The sequence below is a fragment of the Pseudarthrobacter sp. NPDC058196 genome, assembly GCF_042882685.1.
GTDB lineage: Bacteria > Actinomycetota > Actinomycetes > Actinomycetales > Micrococcaceae > Arthrobacter.
In genome coordinates, this window is sequence record NZ_JBHVVN010000008.1 from 70,835 (window position 1) to 91,667 (window position 20,833).

Annotated in this window: 21 protein-coding genes; 6 read left to right on the forward strand and 15 right to left on the reverse strand. The window is 66.7% G+C overall.

Annotation, left to right across the window (positions count from 1 at the left end; genetic code table 11):
• Window positions 1-12 precede the first annotated feature (12 nt).
• Complete coding sequence (locus ACFVVC_RS12890) at window positions 13-1,539, reverse strand: molybdopterin-dependent oxidoreductase (RefSeq protein ID WP_387454123.1); 1,527 nt, start codon at window positions 1,537-1,539, stop codon at window positions 13-15.
• Window positions 1,540-1,748: 209 nt separating this feature from the next.
• Here ACFVVC_RS12890 and moaA point away from each other — a divergent pair, with 209 nt between their 5' ends.
• The 3 genes from moaA to ACFVVC_RS12905 all read left to right on the forward strand — a co-directional run bounded on the left by moaA (window position 1,749) and on the right by ACFVVC_RS12905 (window position 4,966).
• On the forward strand, window positions 1,749-2,876 hold the full coding sequence (gene moaA, locus ACFVVC_RS12895) for a GTP 3',8-cyclase MoaA (RefSeq protein ID WP_387453646.1): 1,128 nt from the start codon (window positions 1,749-1,751) through the stop codon (window positions 2,874-2,876).
• A gap of 5 nt (window positions 2,877-2,881) precedes the next feature.
• On the forward strand, window positions 2,882-3,148 hold the full coding sequence (locus tag ACFVVC_RS12900; RefSeq protein WP_387453649.1) for a MoaD/ThiS family protein: 267 nt from the start codon (window positions 2,882-2,884) through the stop codon (window positions 3,146-3,148).
• Window positions 3,149-3,244: 96 nt separating this feature from the next.
• Entirely contained in the window at window positions 3,245-4,966 is a 1,722-nt protein-coding gene (locus ACFVVC_RS12905; RefSeq protein ID WP_387453652.1) for an HNH endonuclease, read from the forward strand.
• Between the two features lie 20 nt (window positions 4,967-4,986).
• On the opposite strand, the gene ACFVVC_RS12910 is transcribed toward ACFVVC_RS12905, so the two are convergent.
• Entirely contained in the window at window positions 4,987-6,141 is a 1,155-nt protein-coding gene (locus ACFVVC_RS12910; RefSeq protein WP_387453655.1) for a helix-turn-helix transcriptional regulator, read from the reverse strand.
• Between the two features lie 142 nt (window positions 6,142-6,283).
• On the opposite strand from ACFVVC_RS12910, the gene ACFVVC_RS12915 reads away from it, so the two are divergent.
• Window positions 6,284-6,565, forward strand: a complete 282-nt coding sequence (locus ACFVVC_RS12915) for a hypothetical protein (protein ID WP_387453658.1) — start codon at window positions 6,284-6,286, stop codon at window positions 6,563-6,565.
• A gap of 8 nt (window positions 6,566-6,573) precedes the next feature.
• On the opposite strand, the gene ACFVVC_RS12920 is transcribed toward ACFVVC_RS12915, so the two are convergent.
• The 10 genes from ACFVVC_RS12920 to truB all read right to left on the reverse strand — a co-directional run bounded on the left by ACFVVC_RS12920 (window position 6,574) and on the right by truB (window position 16,608).
• The gene (locus ACFVVC_RS12920; RefSeq protein WP_387453661.1) at window positions 6,574-7,086 is read right to left on the reverse strand and encodes a DUF1579 family protein; all 513 of its coding nucleotides are present in this window, start codon (window positions 7,084-7,086) and stop codon (window positions 6,574-6,576) included.
• Between the two features lie 117 nt (window positions 7,087-7,203).
• Entirely contained in the window at window positions 7,204-8,547 is a 1,344-nt protein-coding gene (locus ACFVVC_RS12925) for a M16 family metallopeptidase (RefSeq protein WP_387453664.1), read from the reverse strand.
• A gap of 109 nt (window positions 8,548-8,656) precedes the next feature.
• Entirely contained in the window at window positions 8,657-10,915 is a 2,259-nt protein-coding gene (locus tag ACFVVC_RS12930) for a polyribonucleotide nucleotidyltransferase (RefSeq protein ID WP_387454126.1), read from the reverse strand.
• A 244-nt stretch (window positions 10,916-11,159) separates the two neighbouring features.
• Window positions 11,160-11,429: a 30S ribosomal protein S15 gene (rpsO, locus tag ACFVVC_RS12935; protein WP_285245402.1), complete on the reverse strand. Its 270-nt coding sequence runs from the start codon at window positions 11,427-11,429 to the stop codon at window positions 11,160-11,162.
• A 213-nt stretch (window positions 11,430-11,642) separates the two neighbouring features.
• Window positions 11,643-12,902, reverse strand: a complete 1,260-nt coding sequence (locus ACFVVC_RS12940; RefSeq protein ID WP_387453668.1) for a kynureninase — start codon at window positions 12,900-12,902, stop codon at window positions 11,643-11,645.
• A complete protein-coding gene (kynA, locus tag ACFVVC_RS12945; RefSeq protein WP_387453671.1) occupies window positions 12,899-13,753 on the reverse strand; it encodes a tryptophan 2,3-dioxygenase in 855 nt (284 codons plus the stop codon). Before kynA ends, ACFVVC_RS12940 begins: the two co-directional genes overlap by 4 nt.
• 36 nt (window positions 13,754-13,789) lie before the next feature.
• Entirely contained in the window at window positions 13,790-14,773 is a 984-nt protein-coding gene (locus tag ACFVVC_RS12950; RefSeq protein WP_387453674.1) for a bifunctional riboflavin kinase/FAD synthetase, read from the reverse strand.
• 78 nt (window positions 14,774-14,851) lie between these two features.
• Window positions 14,852-15,301 (reverse strand): hypothetical protein, encoded by a 450-nt coding sequence (locus tag ACFVVC_RS12955; RefSeq protein ID WP_387453677.1) that lies wholly within the window; start codon window positions 15,299-15,301, stop codon window positions 14,852-14,854.
• An 18-nt stretch (window positions 15,302-15,319) separates the two neighbouring features.
• Window positions 15,320-15,673 carry a hypothetical protein gene (locus ACFVVC_RS12960; RefSeq protein WP_387453680.1) on the reverse strand — a complete coding sequence of 118 codons (354 nt, stop codon included), beginning with the start codon at window positions 15,671-15,673 and terminating at the stop codon, window positions 15,320-15,322.
• A gap of 2 nt (window positions 15,674-15,675) precedes the next feature.
• Window positions 15,676-16,608, reverse strand: a complete 933-nt coding sequence (gene truB / locus ACFVVC_RS12965) for a tRNA pseudouridine(55) synthase TruB (RefSeq protein WP_387453683.1) — start codon at window positions 16,606-16,608, stop codon at window positions 15,676-15,678.
• Between the two features lie 78 nt (window positions 16,609-16,686).
• Here truB and ACFVVC_RS12970 point away from each other — a divergent pair, with 78 nt between their 5' ends.
• Complete coding sequence (locus tag ACFVVC_RS12970; protein ID WP_387453686.1) at window positions 16,687-17,844, forward strand: pyridoxal phosphate-dependent aminotransferase; 1,158 nt, start codon at window positions 16,687-16,689, stop codon at window positions 17,842-17,844.
• 46 nt (window positions 17,845-17,890) lie between these two features.
• On the opposite strand, the gene trxA is transcribed toward ACFVVC_RS12970, so the two are convergent.
• Complete coding sequence (trxA, locus tag ACFVVC_RS12975) at window positions 17,891-18,328, reverse strand: thioredoxin (RefSeq protein WP_387453689.1); 438 nt, start codon at window positions 18,326-18,328, stop codon at window positions 17,891-17,893.
• Between the two features lie 2 nt (window positions 18,329-18,330).
• Complete coding sequence (locus tag ACFVVC_RS12980) at window positions 18,331-18,813, reverse strand: nucleoside deaminase (RefSeq protein WP_387453691.1); 483 nt, start codon at window positions 18,811-18,813, stop codon at window positions 18,331-18,333.
• 171 nt (window positions 18,814-18,984) lie between these two features.
• Between ACFVVC_RS12980 and ACFVVC_RS12985 the strand changes: the two genes are divergently transcribed.
• Window positions 18,985-20,112: a ScyD/ScyE family protein gene (locus ACFVVC_RS12985; protein WP_387453694.1), complete on the forward strand. Its 1,128-nt coding sequence runs from the start codon at window positions 18,985-18,987 to the stop codon at window positions 20,110-20,112.
• 67 nt (window positions 20,113-20,179) lie between these two features.
• Here ACFVVC_RS12985 and rbfA read toward each other — a convergent pair whose 3' ends face one another.
• Window positions 20,180-20,689 (reverse strand): 30S ribosome-binding factor RbfA, encoded by a 510-nt coding sequence (gene rbfA, locus ACFVVC_RS12990; RefSeq protein ID WP_387453697.1) that lies wholly within the window; start codon window positions 20,687-20,689, stop codon window positions 20,180-20,182.
• Window positions 20,690-20,833: the final 144 nt, after the last annotated feature.

Here is a 20,833-nt window from a genome sequence, read left to right on the forward strand (position 1 = left end):
AGGTCGCGGACTTCAGGATTTAACGTCCACTCTAACGGTGTGGAATCCGGTGGCCCCGTCAGGTTCGGGCGGCCGCTCCGTTTCCTCCTGGGGTTGGCCCGTCAGGTCCGTGGCGCGGACCTGGACCTCGTACTGCCCGGGGGTGAGGTCCACGGCCAGCTTCCACTGGTACCAGGTGTCCGTTGACAGGCCCGCGGCGAGTTCGGCTGCCCGCCACGGTCCACGGTTGGTCCTCAGTTCAACGCCCCGGATACCGGTGTGCTGGGCCCAGGCGACGCCCGCGAAGACCACGGACCCTGCGCTGACCGGACGTCCGCTGCGCGGCACATCGATACGGGAGGACGTCTTGACCGGGCCGCGCTCGGACCAGCCCCGAGGGGTCCAATACCCGGCGTCCTGGGCGAACGTCGTGACTTTGAGTTCGGTGACCCATTTGGTGGCGGACACGTAGCCGTAGAGTCCCGGGACGATCATCCGGACGGGAAAGCCGTGTTCGAGCGGCAGCGGCTCCCCGTTCATGCCGACGGCAAGCAAGGCGTCCCTGGTGTCGGTGAGGACCCCAAGGGGCGTCCCGGCCGTCCAGCCGTCGGAACTCCTGGAGAGCACCATGTCCGCCCCGGGGTGGGGGCCGGCCTGGGCCAGCAATTCGCGGACCGGCCAGCCCAGCCAGCGGGCGTTCCCGATCAGGTCGCCGCCCACGCCGTTCGAGACGCAGGCGATGGTGATGTGGCGCTCGGTCAGCGGCTTCGCCAGGAGTTCCGCGTAGGACAGCTGGATCTCCCGGTCCACCATGCCGGTGACTTTCAGGGCCCAGGTGTCAGGGTTGACTGCCGGAACGGACAGGGCGGTGTCGATCCGGTAGAACTCCCGGTTGGGCGTGACCAACGGCGTCACTCCGGCCACGCCCAGCTCGGCGGCGGCCGGAACCGGCGGCGCGGGTGACGCCGGGGCCGGCAGGGTGATGCGTGCCCTGGCGTCGCTGACGGCGCTTGTCGCCCCGCGCCATGCGCCGGCCAGGACTCCGGCCGCCGCGGACACGGTCGCTGTGCCGGCAAGGGCCTGGATGAAACTCCGACGGGAACTGCGTGGCCCAGCCGGTTCAGGAGCTCCCGCGTTCCATTCGCGAAGCTTTCCGATCAGGAATCGCAGCAGCACCACGGCCACCACAGCGGTCACGAGCGGAAGCGCCACGGCGATCGGCGTCATTTGGGCCCGGGTGAGGACAGCCGCGGCTCCCACGGCTCCGAAGATGCCCACCACGGCCGCACCCCGGTAGCCTCGGCGGAACTCCACCACACCCGCCAGCGCGGCCAGGACGGCGATGACCAGCGCCATGCCCGCCAGGAGCGCAGCTTTGTCCGCCGTCCCGAAGACCGATACCGCCCAGTCCTTGACGCCCGGCGGGACGGCGTCGATGACCGCACCACCAACTGCCGTCAGCGGCGACACAGAAGGACTGGCAAAGCCTGCGAGCAACTCCCCTACGGCAACGCCGCCGGCAACGGCGACTATTCCTGCGGCGGCGGCCCACCTGCCCATGGCCCGCGTGGCAGCCTTGCGCGGCACAGGACGTTCCGGCTGCTCCCCAACGCGCTCGCCGTCGTCGTCCGCCGCCCTCCGGTGCAGGGAACTCTTCACACCTCCAGCATAGGTTTGCCACCCCCCGCCGGCACTGCCCCCGCACGTGTGACCGGCACCCGGGCAGTCACGGGTGTGATGGGCGGCTCAACGTGGCGTAGCCTGAATCCATGACTGTCCAGCTAGGCATGCCGCAGCCGCGGGAGGAAGCAGCACCGGCGCTGCCCGGCGTTCCCGCACGCCGCCCCGCGGATGCACCGGACGGGTTGGTGGACCGCTACGGCCGCCGCGCCACGGATATGAGGCTGTCCCTGACGGACAAGTGCAACCTCCGCTGCACCTACTGCATGCCGGCGGAAGGCCTGGAATGGCTCGCGAAGCAGGCCGTCATGTCTGCTGAGGAGATCGTCCGGATTGTCCGCGTCGGCGTGGATCAGCTGGGGGTGCGTGAACTGAGGCTGACGGGCGGCGAGCCGCTGGTCCGGCACGACCTCGTGGACATCATCTCGGCGCTGCGGAACAACCATCCGGACCTGCCCATCTCGATGACCACCAACGGTGTCGGCCTGGCCAAGAAGGCGGCCCCGCTCAAAGCGGCCGGGCTGACCCGCATCAATGTCTCACTGGATTCGCTGCATGAGGAAACGTTCGCCAAACTCACCAGGCGGCCGTTCCTGGACCAGGTCCTGGCCGGTGTGGACGCTGCCTGGGCGGCAGGCCTGGGCCCGGTGAAACTGAACGCTGTCCTCATGCGCGGCATCAACGACGCCGAGTCGCCGCAACTGCTTACGTGGGCGTTGGAGCGGGGATATGAACTGCGATTTATCGAACAAATGCCGCTCGACGCCGACCATGGCTGGACCCGGCGCAACATGATCACGGCCGCCGAGATCCGCGCCCTGCTGTCCCGGGACTATGTCCTCAGCCCCGATGCCCGGGCACGTGACGGTGCCCCGGCCGAGCGCTTTGACGTACGACGACGGGCGGCCGGTCCGTTGGAGGCTGACGGTCCGGTGCTGGGAACGGTAGGGATCATCGCCTCCGTCACCGAGCCGTTCTGCGCTGACTGCCGGCGCACCCGGATCACCGCCGAGGGCAAGATCATGAGCTGCCTGTTCTCCCGCGAGGAATTCGACCTGCTGGGCCTGCTGCGCTCTGGCGCGACTGATGATGAGCTGGCGCAGCGGTGGCAGGATGCCATGTGGCTCAAGCCAAAGGCCCACGGCATGGACCACGTGGGACTCGACGCCCCGGACTTCGTCCAGCCGGACCGCAGCATGAGCGCCATCGGGGGCTGACAGGAATGCTTGTACGTTACTTCGCTGCCGCACGCGCTGCCGCCGGCCGGGAGGAAGAAAAGTTCGACCTGCCGGATGGTGCCACCGTTGCCCATCTTTTGGAGGCGGTGCTGGCTGTGCCCCGTGCCGAGCCACCGGCAGGGACCCCTCCGCTCCCCCGGCTCCTGTCCCGCAGCAGCTTCCTGCTCAACGAGGTAGCCGTCCGGGACCACGCAACGGTTCTTGGCCCCGACGACGTGGTTGACGTTCTTCCCCCGTTTGCCGGCGGGTAGTAATCCAAGCACGTCCGGGCGCCTGGGCAGCGGCTGGCCCGCCCTGCCAAAGCTGCGTCCGCTTTGAATGTCAGACCCCTGTTGGATGATGTTGTCATGGGGATAGGCACAAGTGTTGAGGCGGTTATCGAGGATGTTTCTGCCTCTGTTGCCGCCCTCCGCGGGCTGGCTCTGGAAGATGATTCCTTGGCTTCGGGCGCTCATGTTGGTGCTGACGTGGATGTGTTGCGGCGGCGGTACCGGTTATGTCTGGAGAGGCTTGAGGTCGTGGCCCGGTTGGAGGCCCAGCTGGCGGCGGTGAAAGCGCGGGATGTGGCGGACTGCGTCCGGTTCCAGCATGCCCTGCTTCCGCCGGATGCTCCGGTTTATGAGCGCGCGTTTGCGGAGATGTCGGTGGTGGAGGAGATCGCCGGGGTCCTGACAGTCAGTTCGGGGGCGGCGGGGGCGTTGGTGGAGCAGTCGCGGCGGGTATGTTCGCTGCCACTTGTGTTTGAGGCCTTGGCTGCGGGTGCGGTGTCGTGGCAGCACGCCCGGATTGTGGCGGACGAAACCGAAGGCCTCACCCCCGACTCTGCCGCCGGCTTGGTGGCGCACTTCTTCGACCCCGACGCGCCCAACCCGGCCCGGGGCGCCGCGCCCGGTGACCTTGTCCCGTCCAGGTTCCGGGCGAAGGTCCGGGCCTGGCGGGAACGCCACCACCCTGAGTCCTTGGAGAAACGGCATGTGAAGGGGGTGGCGGACCGGCGGATGGACTACGCCCCGGACCGGGACGGCATGGCCTGGGTTTCGCTCTACCTGCCCGGGGATACCGCGTGCGCCATCTGGAACCGGAGCACCGCCACCGCCCGCGGCCTCCAAAGCCCTGCGGAAGAGCGGACCCTGACCCAGCTGCGCGCCGACGTCGCCGCGTCCCTGCTCCTTGGTGCCGGAGCTGCTGAGGGTGAGGATGCCGGAAACACGCGTTGCATTGGGAAAATCCCCACACCGCGGGCCGATGTCCTGGTCACGGTCCCGGTGTTCTCGCTGCTCGGCCTCACCGATGAACCCGCCGTGCTGGACGGGTTCGGGCCGATCCCGGCATCCATGGCACGGGGACTCGTCGCCGGCGGGGCGGAATCGTTCTACCGGGTCTTGGTCGACCCCCGCGACGGGGCGCCCCTGGAGATCGGCCGCACCCGCTACCGGCTCCCGGAGACCATCAAGAAATGGATCCGGCTGCGGGACCGCAAATGCACCTTCCCCGGCTGCACCAACAACACCCCCGACAACGACACCGACCACCTCAACCCCTGGCACCACGGCGGCACCACCGGTGCCCAGAACCTGGCACAGCTCTGTCCCAAACATCACCGCCTCAAACACACCAGCACCTGGGTCCCCGACGCGGCGACCCCGAATGAACCACCCGGCTGGACCTCACCCACCGGCCGACACTACAAACCCGAACACCCAGACCCCCAACCAACCCACTGGCCACCAGGAATCCTGGCGCCGAAGGCCATCGTCTCCGGGAAGTCCGCACCGACAGCGTTGGACGCACCAGAGGTGGGCCCAGCCGGGTTGGGCGCACCGGCGACAGCGGACGAAGTGGGACCAATGGAACCACCATCGGAACTGCCGGTAGAACTGCCGCTATGGCGCCAGTTAGTGACAGACACGCTGGAGTGGCCGGACGAGCCAGCCGAGGAACCGCCTGGCCGCAACCTGCTTGAGCCGGATGAACTCCCGCCGACAGATCCTTTGTGGGACGATTTCTACGCCATGCCGTTCCTCCTGCCGCCAGACCCGGCGGGACATTGGGACGTGCTCCTGTCGTAGTACTTCCCCAGGGGTGTGCGTCAGCGGGTGGGTACAGGGGCCGATGGCCCACCGCTGGACGCGGGCCCCGTTCCCAGTGCCATGGCCAGCAGTGACGCCCGGCTGTGGACTCCGCAAGCCTTGAAGAGTTGCTTGAACTGGTCCTGGACCGTGTACGGCGTCACGCCCTGGGCATCCGCCATGGCTGCCGTATCGGCCCCTGTAGCAGTGAGCCACAGCAATTCCCCCTGCCGGGGTGTCAGGCCAAACGCCCGGACAAACATGTCAAGCCGGGCGGCGGACGTGCAGGCCTGAATCGTCACTGCCACCGGTGGAGTGGTGCGGGACACTCCGGACTCCATGCGGTTGGCCCGCAGGGAGGCCCAGCGGCCCGCCCCGACGTAGACCCTGCATTCCGCGGCGTGGGTGTCAACCTGCGCTTCCCTTGCCGCCAGCTGGGCAGCAACGTTCAACACCTCAGCCGGCACATGATCGTGAGGGGCCGGGCCAGGCTGAAGCAGCTGCAGCCAGTCGTCCACGGAAGCCGTTCGGCCAGCTATCGCCAGATCATCGTCCAAGGTGAGGACAGCCTGCTCCGGCAACCCGGGCTGCCCGGCTCCTGCGCCGGTTGCCGGGTCCGGGGCAGCTTCCGGTTCCCGTGGAGTCCAAAACTGCCTGGCCACGGACCTCCGCAGGCCGGCGGTCACTACCTCTGCGAGCTCGCCCAGGTATGCAGTGTCCTCATCCGTGAAGGGGACCGAATCGCCTGTCCGCCACAAATCGAGCCAGGCCCAACACCCATACTTGTCGGCAAACACGGCGGACAGGACATCGCGGACGCTATAGCGTTGCAACACCCCGCTCCACACCGGGCTGCGGGAGGGCTCTCCCTGTGTTGCCTTCAGGAGGGATGCCGCCGGCTCCTGCGAATGCATCAACTCGGTCCAGCGGCCGGCCTCCGAGAGGTACTTAAGGCGGATAAGTGTGGGCAATTCCTGGGGGCAGGGAATCCTGGCCCTCGGCGCCATCCCCACCGTCGTGACGGGATCACACAACGGCCAAACGAATGCATCGAAAGGCACCATTGTGGCCACTTCTGCCACAACCGCTGTGCGCAGTGCTTGGTGATCGAGGTACGAGCCTGCCAGGAGCCGGATGCGCTCCTGGCTCCGGTTTCCAGCCCAGCCCTTGGTCATGTTCCAAGTATGCCCTCCGACCGTCCCGGGCAACCGGGAAGCGCTGCCGCCCAGAATTCTGGGATATCCGGCGCAGCCTGGACCGCCTAGCTTTAGCAGGGTGGAGGGCCCCCAACCTGGCGGGACGAGTAAGGAGACTGGGATGTTCACCCTGCAGATCGAACACAGCATCACCGATTTCAGCACCTGGAAGGCAGCCTTCGACCGGGATCCGGTGGGCCGGTCCGCGTCGGGGGTTCTCGCGCACCGGATAGGTCGGCCCGTGGGCGAACCGCAATACATTGTTGTAGAACTCGACTTCGCGGACCTGGCCCAGGCAGAACAGCTGCTGACGAACCTTCGAACAGAGGTATGGCGTTCGCCCGCCAACGCCCCTGCCCTCGCCGGTGCGCCGAAAACGCGCATCATCGAGGCGGCGCCCTAGCCCATGCCTCAGGCGCGGTGGAACTCCGAGCGCATGAATGGCCTGTACGGCGATTCATTGCCGTCGGTTCCGGCCTCCGGGGCGTCGCCGCCGTCGTCCTGCCCGACAGAACGTAGTTCGGTGACGTGCGTCAGGACATCGTCCGCCACCTCGATGGAGTGGCGTGTCCAGCTTCCGGCGGTGCGGCGTTCAACACGGAGGACACCGTCGCGCCAAGTGCAGCGGGTGGCGCTGCCGGGCGGAACGCCGGCGCTGTCCACGTAGTACCACAGCACATCGTTGTGGACCGGATCGATCGTGAAGATGCCGTGGCCTTCGAAATGGCTGCCGTCGGGTTCAACGTGCCGGTAGCTCTGCACCACACCAAGACCGCCGGCAACCAGAGTGTAGGACACCTCGGCGTTCACGCGGTGTTCCGGCCCCCAGGGACCGGCCGTTACCCGGGTGCTGCCCCTCCAGTGACCCAGCAGGCCCGATAACGCCGGATGTCCGCGCTCAAGTCCTGGCCCCTGCTCTCTCACGCCACCTCCTCGGAACGGACGACCTCATGGCCATCTGCCAGTGGCATCCTGTAACTCAGGATGGTCCTTTCGGCGCCATGCCACCAGTGCCGCTCCTGCCGGATCACCGCCAGGTTGCTACAGCCCGAACGTCTCGGTCTCGTCAAACGGGCCCACCACGGTGACCGTGCGCGGCGCGGCGGCGAGTTCGGCGGCCAGTTCCTGGACCTGCTCCGCGGTGACGGCCTTGATCTGGCGCAGGGTTTCGTCGATGTCCTGGTATTCGCCGGATACCAATTCGGCGCGGCCCAACCGGGACATTCGGGACCCGGTGTCTTCCAGCGCCAGGACGATCCCGCCGCCGAGTTGTCCCACGGCCTTGCGCAGTTCATCGTCTGAAATGCCGCGCTCCGCGAGTTTGTCGAGCTCCACGGCCAGCAGGTCCAGCACCTGGCGGACCTTGGACGGCGTGCAGCCCGCGTACATCCCGAAGTAACCGGCGTCGGCGTAGGACGAGGCAAAGGAGTAGGTGGAGTACACCAGGCCGCGCTTCTCGCGGATTTCCTGGAACAGCCGGGAGGACATGCCGCCGCCCAGGACGGCGTTCAGGACGCTCATCACGTAGCGGCGCTCATCCGTGGCAACAATGGTGGGGCACCCCATGATGATGTTGGCCTGTTCCACTGCACGCTTGACCACGTGCAGGCCAGCCGTTCCGGTGATCAGGGCGCGTTCGGTGGGGCGCCGGCTGACCGGGGCCGCGTCCGGTTCGAGCGACCATCCGGCGGATTCAAGGGCGTCCACCACCAGTCCGCAGACAACCTCGTGGTCCAGGCCGCCCGCGGCGGTGATGACCAGTTCCTCGGGCTTGTAGTACTTGCGGTAGTGGTCCCAGACGGAGTCGCGGGCCACGGCCTTGATCGCTGCAGGGGTCCCGCCGATCGGCCGTCCCAGTGGGTGGCTGCCCAGGACTGCGGCAACAAAGTGTTCGTGCGCAACGTCGGTGGGGTCATCGCTGTCCATGGCGATTTCTTCGAGGATGACGTCGCGTTCCTGCTCCATTTCGTCCGGATCCAGGACCGCGCCGGTGATCATGTCCGCAATAACGTCGATTGCCATGGGCAGGTCCGAATCCAGGACACGGGCAAAGTAGCACGTGCTTTCCTTGGCGGTGGCGGCGTTCGATTCGCCGCCCACCTCGTCAAATGCCGACGCGATCTCCAGGGCGGTGCGCCGGCGGGTGCCTTTGAACAGCAGGTGTTCAAGGAAGTGCGTGGAGCCATGCTGGCCGGGCGCCTCGTCACGGGACCCGACACCTACCCAGAATCCGATCGTGGCCGACCGTTGGCCCGGCATCGCTTCCGTCAGTACCCGCACTCCCCCCGGCAGCACGGAACGGCGGACCTCGGACCCGCCGTCGGAGCCATGGACCAGGGTGTCGCCGGCGTGGTTCTGCTCAAGCGGCAGGGGTACAACAGTCATTGAAGCCTTTCAGGACGGGCAGCCGGATCTGGCTGCCATCGTAACAGCGGCGGGACCGGTGGATCATCCACCGGTCCCGCCGTTTCATGCTGGTGCCAAGCCCGGGCTGTTAGACGTCGGCGCCTTCAGCAGGCTCCGTGGTGTGGGCGCGCTCGGTGTCGGCCGAAGCCTCTTCCTCAGCTACCACGGGGGAAAGCGACAGCTTGCCACGGTCATCGATCTTGGTGATTTCCACCTGGATCTTCTGGCCGACGGACACCACATCATCAACGTTGTCCACGCGCTTGCCGTTGGCCAGCTTGCGCAGCTCGGAGATGTGCAGGAGGCCGTCCTTGCCCGGGGTCAGGGAAATGAAGGCACCGAAGGTGGTGGTCTTGACGACCGTGCCCAGGTAACGCTCGCCGATTTCCGGAACCTGCGGGTTGGCAATGGCGTTGATGGCGGAGCGTGCTGCGTCTGCAGACGGACCGTTGGTGGCGCCAATGTAGACCGTGCCGTCATCCTCGATGGAGATGTCAGCGCCGGTGTCTTCCTGGATCTGGTTGATCATCTTGCCCTTGGGCCCAATGACCTCGCCGATCTTGTCCACGGGGATCTTGACGGCGATGACGCGCGGTGCGAACTCGGAGAGCTCGTCCGGGGTGTCGATGGCCGAGTTGATGACCTCGAGGATGTGAAGGCGTGCTTCGCGGGCCTGCTTCAGTGCTGCTGCCAGAACCGAAGCGGGGATGCCGTCGAGCTTGGTGTCCAGCTGGATGGCCGTGACGAACTCGGCGGTACCGGCCACCTTGAAGTCCATGTCACCGAAAGCGTCTTCGGCGCCGAGGATGTCGGTCAGGGCTGCGTAGCGGGTCTGGCCGTCGACCTGGTCGGAGACCAGGCCCATGGCGATACCGGCGACGGCGGCCTTCAGGGGCACACCGGCGTTCAGCAGGGACAGGGTGGAGGCGCAGACGGAACCCATCGACGTCGAACCGTTGGAGCTGAGGGCTTCAGACACCTGGCGAATGGCGTAAGGGAATTCCTCGCGGGACGGCAGCACCGGCACGATGGCGCGCTCTGCCAGGGCGCCGTGGCCGATCTCGCGGCGCTTGGGCGAGCCCACGCGGCCGGTTTCACCGGTGGAGTACGGCGGGAAGTTGTAGTTGTGCATGTAGCGCTTGCGCGTGACCGGCGACAGCGAGTCGATCTGCTGTTCCATCTTGAGCATGTTCAGCGTGGTGACACCCATGATCTGGGTCTCGCCGCGCTCGAAGATGGCCGAGCCGTGGACGCGGGGCAGGACCTCAACCTCGGCGGTGAGCTGGCGGATGTCCGTCAGGCCGCGGCCGTCGATGCGGATCTGGTCCTTGAGGATGCGCTGGCGCACTACCTGCTTGGTGACGGAGCGGAAGGCTGCGGAGAGTTCCTTCTCGCGGCCTTCGAACTGGCCGGCCAGGGAGGAGGTGACCTCGTCCTTGAGCGCGTCGGACGCGTTGTCGCGTTCCTGCTTGTCGGCGATCTGGAAGACAGCGGCAAGTTTGTCGGCCGCAGCGGATTCGACGGCGGCGTAAGCGTCATCCTCGTAGTCCAGGAAGACCGGGAACTCGACGGTGGGCTTTGCGGCGCGGGCGGCGAGATCGGCCTGGGCGTCGCAGAGAGCCTTGATGAACGGCTTGGCGGCCTCGAGGCCCTCGGCCACGACCTCTTCGGTGGGGGCGGTGGCGCCCTGTTCCTTGATGAGGTTCCAGGAGTTGTCGGTGGCTTCGGCTTCAACCATCATGATGGCGACATCGTCACCGGCAACGCGGCCGGCAACCACCATGTTGAAGACCGAGTTCTCAAGCTGGGAGTGCTTGGGGAACGCAACCCACTGCGAACCGTGCTCGTCGGCGACGAGGGCAACGCGGACGCCGCCGATCGGGCCGGAGAACGGCAGGCCGGACAGCTGGGTGGACATCGAGGAAGCGTTGATGGCCACGACGTCATACAGCTCGTCAGGGTTGATGGCCAGGACGGTCACCACGATCTGGACCTCGTTGCGCAGGCCCTTGATGAAGGCCGGGCGCAGCGGGCGGTCCATCAGGCGGCAGGCCAGGATGGCTTCGGTGGAGGGGCGGCCTTCGCGGCGGAAGAACGAGCCCGGGATGCGGCCGGCAGCGTACATGCGCTCTTCGACGTCGACCGTCAGCGGGAAGAAGTCGAAGCCTTCACGCGGGTGCTTGCCTGCGGTGGTTGCGGACAGCAGCGCGGTGTCGTCGTCGATGTACACCATGGCTGCGCCGGCGGCCTGCTTGGCGAGGCGGCCGGTTTCGAAGCGGATTACACGCTTGCCGAAGCGGCCATTGTCAATGACAGCCTCTGAGAACTGGATTTCGGGACCCTCCAAGAGAGTCACCTCCGTTTCTGTTTCACGGAAGTCCAGCCGCATCAACCCAGCCCAGCATCTGTCTACTGGCCCTTGCACCCGGTCATCGATCGAGACCCACGGGCCGCCGGCTTCAGTCAACGAAGCCGTTCCCGGGGATCACTACCGAGGACCGCGAATGCGTGATGCGGTTGATCCTCCTGTTTAGTTTTTCATTTGAAGAAGGCGGCCCGATCCATGTGGATTGGGCCGCCCCAAAGCCAGACTAGCGGCGCAGGCCGAGGCGCTCGATGAGCGAACGGTAGCGGGCGATGTCAGTCTTCTTGAGGTAGCCAAGCATGCGCTTGCGGCGACCAACCATGCCCAGCAGACCGCGCTGGGTGTGGTAATCGTGCTTGTGCTCCTTCATGTGCTCAGTCAGATCCTTGATCCGCTGGGTCAGGACAGCAACCTGGACCTCGGGTGAACCGGTGTCGCCTTCGGCGGTTGCGTATTCCTTGATGATGGACTGCTTTACAGCGGCGTCAAGTGCCACAATAACTCCTTGGGATGTGCCGTGAGGGCCCAGGTCAGTAACTCACTGCCGGGTCTGCCGCGTACGTCCCGGTCCGGAAAACCCGGGCAGGCCGCCAACGACCGGACCCAGCCGCCACGGACTGCAGCCGGATCCATCGTCCAGTTTACCGGGCCGGGCCTAACGTTGTCGAAACAGTGCAGGCGGAGCAGCGGCCCGGTCCGCCACCGGGCGTCAGCCGAGCAATCTGTCCCGGATGGCGGCCATGCCGCTGAGCACCTCGTCGAAGCTGGTGCTCAGCGGCGACAAACCCACCCGGATGCCGTGCGGTGAGCGGAAGTCCGGGATGACGTCGCCTTCCCAGAGTGCTTCCACGGTGGCTTTGCTGAAGTCCGGGTGGTCCACGGTGATGTGGCCGCCCCGCTCCCCCGCGTCCCTGGGCGAAGCCAGTTCGGCACCCAGCGGGGCGAGCCAGGCGTCGAAGACTTCAATGGCGAAGGCGGTCAGTTCCACGGACTTCTCCCGGATGGCAGCCATCGAGGCCTCCTCGATGAGGTCCAGGGTGCCTTGCATGGCGATCATGCCGAAGATGGCGGGGGTGCCGCTGAGGAAGCCGCGGATGCCTGCGGCCGGTTCATAGCCGGCGGCCATCTCGAACGCGTCCTTGCGGCCCATCCAACCCCAGATGGGCTGGTTGAGCGCCGGCAGGTGCCGGGCGTTGACGTACGCGAAGGCGGGTGAGCCGGGGCCGCCGTTGAGGTACTTGTACGTGCAGCCGGCGGCGAAGTCCACGGCCGCGCCGTCCAGGCCGATCTCCACCGAGCCCGCGGAATGGCAAAGGTCCCACACCACAAGCGCGCCGGCGTCGTGCACTGCCGCAGTAATTCCCGGCAGGTCCGCCAGGTGCCCTGAACGGTAGGCGATCTGGCTCAGGAGCACGACGGCGGTCCGCGGCCCGGTGGCCTGGCGCACCTGGTCGAGGGTCACCCCGGCGGCGGGATCGGGATCGATCCAGCGGAGGGTCAGCCCCTCCTCCAGGGCGATGCCCTCCACCAGGTAGCGGTCCGTGGGAAAGTTCCCGGTATCCAGCACGAGCTCGTTGCGGTCCGGGTCCTGCACGGCAGCCAGTGCGGCGCGGATCAGCTTGTAGAGCACAACGGTGGTGGAATCGGCGATGATCGTTTGTCCCGGGTCCGCGCCCAGCACGGCCCGGCCCAGCTGGTCCCCGATGGCCTGCGGCATGGCGAGCCACTGCTCATCCCAGCCGCGGATGAGCCGGCCGCCCCATTCGTTCCGGACGAAGGCGGCGACGTCGTCGGCCGTCCGCTTCAACGGCCGGCCCAGGGAATTGCCGTCAAGGTAGGACAGCGGGGTGTCCGTGCCGATGAAGTGGTCCCGGTAGGCCGCCAGCGGGTCCTGGCCGTCCAGTTCCGCGGCCCGGCGGTGGAGCGCTTCGGTGGTCAGGCCGGTGGGGTTGTGGTGGTGGATGCTCATTGTCCGATCTCCGTCCTGACGGCGAATAGTTCCGGGAAGAATGTCAGTTCCAGGGCCTTCTGCAGGAAGGTTACGCCGCTGGAACCGCCGGTGCCTGTCTTCATGCCGATGGTCCGCTGGACGGTGCGCAGGTGCCTGAAACGCCAGAGCTGGAAGTTGTCTTCCAAGTCCACCAGTTCCTCGCAGGCTTCATAGGCAGCCCAGTTCTCTGCCGCGTTTTCATAGATGTGCTTGAAGAGCGGGACCAGGTCCGGGGTGAACTCATGGGCCCGGGTCACGTCCCGGTTCAGGACGGCGGCGGGCACCTCGAATCCGTGCCGGGACAGATAGGCCAGGAATTCGTCGTAGATGCTGGGGGCCGCGAGCAGTTCCGCCAGCATGGCGTGGGCCTCGGGATCCGATTCGAAGACCGGAAGCATTTTGCGGTTCTTGTTTCCCAGCACGAACTCGACCGCCCGGTACTGGGCGGACTGGAAGCCGGAGGAATTCCCCAGGAATCCGCGGAACTGCGAATACTCGGTGGGTGTGAGGGTGGCCAGCACGGACCATTGTTCGGTGAGCGTCTTCTGGATGTGCTTGACCCGGGCAATGCCCTTCAGCGCCGACCCGAGGTCGTCGGCCCGGAGCCAAGCGGCGGCGCTGCGGAGCTCGTGCAGGACCAGCTTCAGCCACAGCTCCGTGGTCTGGTGCTGGATGATGAACAGCAGCTCGTCGTGGTGTTCGGGCTCGCTGACCGGCTTTTGGGCACTGAGCAGCGTGGGCAACTGCAGGTAGGAGGCGTAGCTCATCCGTGAACTGAAGTCGCGGACAATCCCGTCATCGAGCTTGCGGGTGTTCTTTTGGACGGACACGCACTGCCTTTCGTTGTTGTGGCCCGGGCAATGCTGTCAGCGGGCGCCCAGGAGCTGATGGGCCTGGGCCACATCCAGCCGCATCTGTTCCACCAGAGCCTCAGGGCCACGATAGGCCACCATGCCCCGCAGCCGTTCCACGAATTCCACGATCACTGTCTGGCCGTACAGATCGAAGTCCTCCACGGCTTCCTTGGGCCTGTCGATGACATGCGCCTCTACTTGCCGGCTGACGCCGTCGAACGTGGGATTGGACCCCACCGAAATCGCCGCCGGCCAGCGCGTTCCGGCCTGGTCCACCAGCCAGCCTGCGTAGATGCCGTCCGCCGGGATAAGTCCCGAAGCATTGGAGGCGAGGTTTGCAGTGGGAAAACCGAGCGCCCTGCCACGGGCGGCACCGTGGACCACTTCGCCGCGCATCCGGTGGGCCCTGCCCAGCACGGCGGCCGCCGTGGCGACGTCGCCCTCCTGCAGCGCCTCGCGCACCCAAGTGGACGAGCAGCGCCGGTCGGTGGCTTCATCACCGTGCAGCGGGTAGCCCTCGGAGCCGAACTCGCTGATCACCTGGACGTCGAAGCCGAACTTTTCGCCCAGCGCCTTCATGGTGTCCAGGTCACCGGAATTGCCCCGGCCGAAGCGGGCGTCGTGGCCGATGACCACGTGGCTGGCGTGCAGGCAGTCCACCAGGTACTGCTCCACGAATTCCTCTGCAGTCAGGCTGGCGAGGTCCAGCGAGTACTTGACCACCAGGACGGCGTCCAGGCCGAGCTCGCCCAGGGCCTCCAGCTTGTCCTCCAGGCCCATGATCAGTTCCGGCGCAGCCTCCGGGCGGTGGATCAGCGCGGGGTGGGGGTCGAAGGTGACAGCCACGGCCTTGGCGTGCGCGAGGCGGGCCGAGCGGATCAGCTGGGACAGCACCTGCTGGTGGCCGCGGTGAACGCCATCGAAGTTGCCGAAAGTGACAACGGATGGGCCGAAGTCCGCCGGGACATCGGACGGATCGTTCCAGATGTAGACCATCACCCTCGCCTTAAGCTGCCTGCAAAATCGGTGTTCCGGAGCCACGCCGGCCGCGGAACTCTTCAAGGTTACCCGGATTCACGGCGCCGCTTTGGCCTGCGAGGGGCGGCGGCGGTACAGCCACACCAGCCCGAGGATGGGCAGCAGCAGCGGAATGAAGCCGTAGCCGCGGCCGAACAAGGACCAGACCGTCTCGTGCGGGAACTGCACGGAGTCCAGGACGCTCAGCGTCCCCACCACCAGGACACCCGCCAGTTCCACCAGAACCGCCGCCACGGAGACCTTGAACCAGGTGCTGCCTGCTTTGGCCAGGGAGACCGTGGCCACCACGTACACCAGGGCGGCGAAGGCCGACAGCAGGTAGGCCAGCGGGGCCTCGGAGAATTTGGTGAGGATCTGGTAGCCGGCGCGGGCCGTGGCGGAGATCGCGAAAACCCCGTAGACCGCAATCAGCAACCTGCCGGGCCCGGTGTTGCGGGTGTTGCGGGCGGGTGCGTCGGCGGCCGGACGGGCCTGCTGGTCTTTCATTGTGCTGCCTCTTCCACTTCAGTACCAGATCTGGTTCATCCGCGCGGCCATCACCAATGCGGTGACGCCGACGGCGGCCAGGACAAAGTTGCTCCACCGGGTCCGTTCCAGGATGGACCAGTACGCCGCTGCCGGGGGCAGGAGCATGGCGGTGGCCATGTAGCCCCAGAATTCCCAGGCCTCGCCCGCGATGTGTTCGCCGGCGATGACCCGCACGATGGATCCCACCAGGTAGACCACCAGGGCCACTTCAACGGCGGCGACGGAGAGGATGGTGACGTCGTTGGGCGCCTTCTTGAGGATTCCCGCACCGAGGCAGAGCGCCGTGGACACCAGGCCGACCACCAGGATGATCCAAAAATATGCATCCACGCTTATGCCTCCGCGGCGGTCGCGGCCGGGCCGGTCCCTGGGGCAAAGACCAGCACAGGTTTGGCGTAGCTGCCCGCATCGGCGAGAAGGGCCACCAGGGTGCCGTCGGGGGCGAAGGCTGCGGCCGGGTGGTCCGCCGTGGCGGTGCCCGGGGTGCCGGGGGCGGCCCCGGCAGCGATCCGCCGGCCGAAAGAGATTTCCGTGGTTTCCTCCGCAGTCAGCTCGCGGTTGGGCATCAGCGTCCGGGCGGCCTGCGACATTTCCAGGATGGTGAGTTCTTCGGCGAGTTCTTCGAGGGTTCGCGCCTGGTCCAGCGAGTAGGGGCCCACCTGGGTCCTGCGGAGGGCGGTGAGGTGGCCGCCGGTGCCGAGGGCGTTGCCGAGGTCCCGGGCGAGGGCACGGATGTATGTGCCGGAGGAGCATTCAACGGTGACATCGAGGTCGATCACATCCGCATCCGGATCCCGCCGGACGGCATGGACCTCGAACCGGTGGATGGTGACGGGGCGCGCGGCGAGCTTGACGTCCTCGCCGGAGCGCACCCGTGCGTAGGCGCGTTCGCCGTTGACCTTGATCGCGCTGACGCTGCTGGGCACCTGCTCAATCCCGCCGGTGAGGGCTGCGACGCCGTCGTAAATTGCCTGCTCGCCCACGCCGGAAGTGCCGGCCGTGGCGGTGACCTCCCCCTCGGCGTCGTCCGTGACGGTGGACTGGCCCAGCCGGATGGTGGCCGTGTAGGTCTTGGAAGTGCCAACGATGTAGGTCAGCAGGCGGGTGGCCTTGTTGATGCCGAGGACCAGCACGCCGGTGGCCATGGGATCGAGGGTTCCTGCGTGCCCCACTTTCCGGGTACCTGCGAGGCGCCGCATCCGGCCAACCACATCATGGCTGGTCCATCCCTGCGGCTTGTCCACTATCACCAGTCCAGAAAGCACGCCTCCCAGTATATCGGCGCAGGTTGGGGCGCCCGCACGCCAAGCCGATGCCGGACCGGTAGGGCTAGGATGGCTGGCATGCCCGAGCTTGCCGCCCATGTCCGCGACGTGCCCGTCAACCAGATCCGCGAGATCACCGAGGCCGCCTGGCGCACCCCCGGCGCCTTGGTGCTGAGCATCGGCGAGCCCGGCTTCCCGCTCCCCCGCCACGTCCTGGATGCCGGCATTGCCTGCCTGGACCGCGATGAAACCAACTACACACCGAACGCCGGGATCCCGGCGCTGCGCGAGGCGTTCGCGGCCAGGTTCCGCCAGGACCAGGGCGTCGACGTCGGCGCCGACCAGGTCTACGTAGTGTCCGGCGCGCAGCAGGGCCTGCACTTCGCCATGAGCCTGCTGCTCGCCCCGGGCGACGAGATCCTGATCCCCAACCCGGGCTATCCCACCTTTGCCATGACCAGCCGGCTGCTCAATGCCGTGCCCGTGGAGTACCCGCTGCACCCGGACCACAACTTCCAGCCCCGGGTGGCCGACGTCGAAGCCCTCATCACCAGCCGCACCAGGGTGCTGGTGCTCAACTCTCCGTCGAACCCGCTGGGCGCCGTCCTGGGCGAAGACCTGGTCCGCGACCTGATGGACCTGGCCCGCCGGCACGATCTCTGGGTCATCTCCGACGAGTGCTACGAGGCGTTCACCTACGATGTGCCGCACGTGAGCCCGGCACGGTTCGACGCCGGCACCCCGGAAGGGGCCCGCGTGTTCACCTCCCTGACGCTGTCGAAAACGTACGGCCTCACCGGACTGAGGATTGGCGCGCTCATCTGCCCGCCGGGCCTCAAACAGAAGATGGACAACGTTATGGAGTCGATCGTGTCGTGTGTGGCGTCTGCCCCGCAGTATGCGGCGCTCGCCGCCCTGACCGGACCGCAGGACTACGTCCGGCACGCGCATCAGCATTACCGGGAAAACCGGGATGCCGCCTCGACGGTCCTGGCCGCCAAGGGGATCCGTTTCCTCCCGGCGCAGGGTGCGTTCTACCTGTGGGCCGATATGTCCCATGTGACGGGCGGCGACGTGCGAGCCTGGGTGCGGCGTTTCCTGGCGGGATCCGGTGTTGCGCTGGCGCCGGGGACCGCGTTCGGCTCCATCGGCGAGGGCTGGGTGCGGATCGCGTTGTGCGGCCGGAAGCAGGACCTCGTCGAGGGCGTGTCGCGGCTTCCCGCAGCCTCCCGGTAGCTGCGCGCGCGGGACCTGGCGGCCGTCCTCGGGTTCGGCGCCGGCGTCAGGTTCGGGCGCCGGCGAGGGCCCGGTCCAGCCAGGAACGCAGGACGTCCGCCGGTGCCGCGCCCGCCTGGCGGGCCACCACCTTGCCGTCGACGATCACCATCAGCGTCGGAATGGCCTGGACATCGAAACGCCGCGACAAACCGGGAGAGGTGTCCACATCCACCTTCACCAGTTTGATCTTTCCGGGCCGCTCCCGGGCCAGCTTGTCCAGGACCGGGCTGACCATCCGGCAGGGCCCGCACCATGCGGCCCAGAAGTCCACCAGCACCGGCAGTGGCGATTGCTCGGCGACGGCGGCGAAGTCTGCGTCGCCTGCGGACACGATCCACGGAAGGTCCGCCTTGCAGTTGCCGCAGCGCGGATGCCCGGACGCCCGGGCGGGGACCCGGTTGGTCTTTCCGCAGGCAGTGCAGCCGATGAGCGCTGTTTCCATGGCTAGTAGTCCGTCCTGTCGGCGAAGGCGCCCCATGCCTGGAAGGGGAGGTCCGACGTCGGGATGTCACCCCGGGTGACCGGCATCAGGTCCGGCCGGGCGCCGTTGAAGTAGTCGTAGAAGAGGGCGTCGTCGAAGCCCGCGGCCGCGGCCCCGTGCCGGTCTGCGGCAAAGTACACGTGGCCGATCCTGGCCCACAAGGCCGAGGCCAGGCACATGGGGCACGGCTCGCAGCTTGCGTAGAGCACCGAACCGGTGAGGTCGAAGTTTGCCGTCGCGGCCGCCGCTGCCCGGATGGCCACGACCTCCGCGTGGGCGGTTGGATCGTTGTCCCGGGTGACGCGGTTGACACCGGCGTGGACCTGCCCGTCGGGGGTCACCACCACAGCGGCGAACGGTCCCCCGCCCAGGCCGACGTTCCGCGTTGCCAGGTCCACTGCCTGTTCGAGGTACGCAGAGGGGGTGCCGTGCTCTTCGGAGGTCATAGCACGATCCTAGCCACGTGTGCCCTGTTGGGGGATGGAAAGGGGGCCAGGAAGGGGGGCTAACCCCAACGACTACCCGCTGGTAGGAGCCTACGCTTGCGCGCGGGGGAACATTTTGCCTCTACAAGGCTTCATATCCAGCCCGAAAGGGCCCCGCACCCGGAGAACCCAATGAAGAAAAGACTCGCACTCTTAGCCTGTATCGCGGCCACCGCCGCCGCCATGGCGTCCGCTGGCCCCGCGTCCGCATCCACCCGCACACACGACTACGATGTCCTTGCAGATGGACTCGTCTCTCCCCTGCACGTCACGGCAGGTGCCGGAAAATCGGTCCTGGTGTCCCAGGACTTTGCCGGGAAACTCACCCGTATCAGCAAGGACGGCTCCGCGAAGGACCTGGCGACGGGGACGCCCCAGGGATGGGAGGTGGCCGGCTCGGACTCCCGCGGCAGCACCACGTATTACCTTGAAAGTGTTGGCGCCGGCCAGGGAGACCCCGCCGCGCTGCATGGGTACCTCAAGTCGATCGACGCCAAGGGCGATGTGGACACCATCGCCAACTTCGCCGACTACGAACGGCGGCACAACCCGGACGGATCCCAGCACTACGGGTTTGGCCGGGACGTCAGCGATCAGTGCCTTGCCGGTTGGCCCGCGTTCCCGCCGGCCAAGTACACGGGCATGGTGGACTCCCACCCTTATGCCTTGGCGGTCAAGGATGACACAGCATACGTAGCCGACGCCGGCATGAACGCCATACTCAAGGTGAACCTGGAGAACGGTGACATCGACACGGTCGCTGTCCTGCCGCCACGACCGGCCACCGTTCCGGCAGGTTTGAAGATCCCGGTGGACATGCAGGGGAACACCATGACGGTTCCGGACTGTGTGGTGGGGCATAAGTACGCGTTCGAGCCTGTGCCTACCGATGTGGTGATCGGCCCGGACGGGATGCTGTATGTGACGTCCCTGCCGGGCGGACCGGAAGGACCGGAACTCGGCGCCCGCGGGGCGATTTTCAAGATCAACCCGTGGAACGGTGACACCGACCTCTGGGCGGACCACATTCTCAGCCCCACGGGCCTGGCGGTGTCCGGCAATGGTGACGTGTATGTGGCGTCGCTGTTCGGCGGTGAGATCCTGAAGTTCACGTGTGAGGGCAGCCGTTCCCAATTCCTGGCTGTTAACATGCCCGCGGACGTCGACATCAGCGGTAACACGCTCTACGCCACGGCTGACGCGCTCGGGGATCCCTCGCAGCCGCCGTCCGGGAAGGTCATCAAGGCTGACCTGCACTAGGGGTGCGGCACTGATGGGTTAAAAGCAGCAGGGCCCGGGATCAGCTCCCGGGCCCTGCGTACGCATTCTATTTGTTGCTGTCCTCGTCGATGTCGCCGTCGCTGCTGAGGTCGGTATCCTCTTCGTCGAAGTCGTCTTCGTCGATGTCGACGTCGTCTGACACGTCGGCCTTGTAGGGGTCGGCGTCGCCGGCGTGCTGCGCGTTGGCAGCCAGCGCGGCCACTTCGGCGTCACGCTTGCGGGCTTCCCGCAGCAGTTCCTCGAGGTTGGACGCGTTAACCGGGATCTGGTCTGCCACGAACTCGAGGGTGGGGGTCAGCCGGACGGTGATGTTCCGGCCGACTTCCTGCCGAAGCACACCCTTGGCCTTTTCAAGCCCCTTGGCGGCGTCGGCCTGGACAGTCTCGTCGCCGAAGACCGTGTAGTAGACAGTGGCGTGCTGCAGATCATTGGTCACCCGGGCGTCGGTAACAGTAATGCCCTCAAGCCGGGGGTCCTTGGCCTTCCGGCCCAGAGCCTCAGCAACAACAACCTTAATCCGCTGCGCCAACTTAGCAGCACGTGCCGGATCAGCCATGAACAACTCCTAAAAGAAGAAAGATTTGGGACGTACGACGGCGCAAAACGACGAACGCACAGACTCGGGTTTGTTTGCCACGCGCCTAAGGCAAGCCTACGACGGACTCCCATTGGGTTTTTTCCGGCGGCCTGGGAGTGGCAT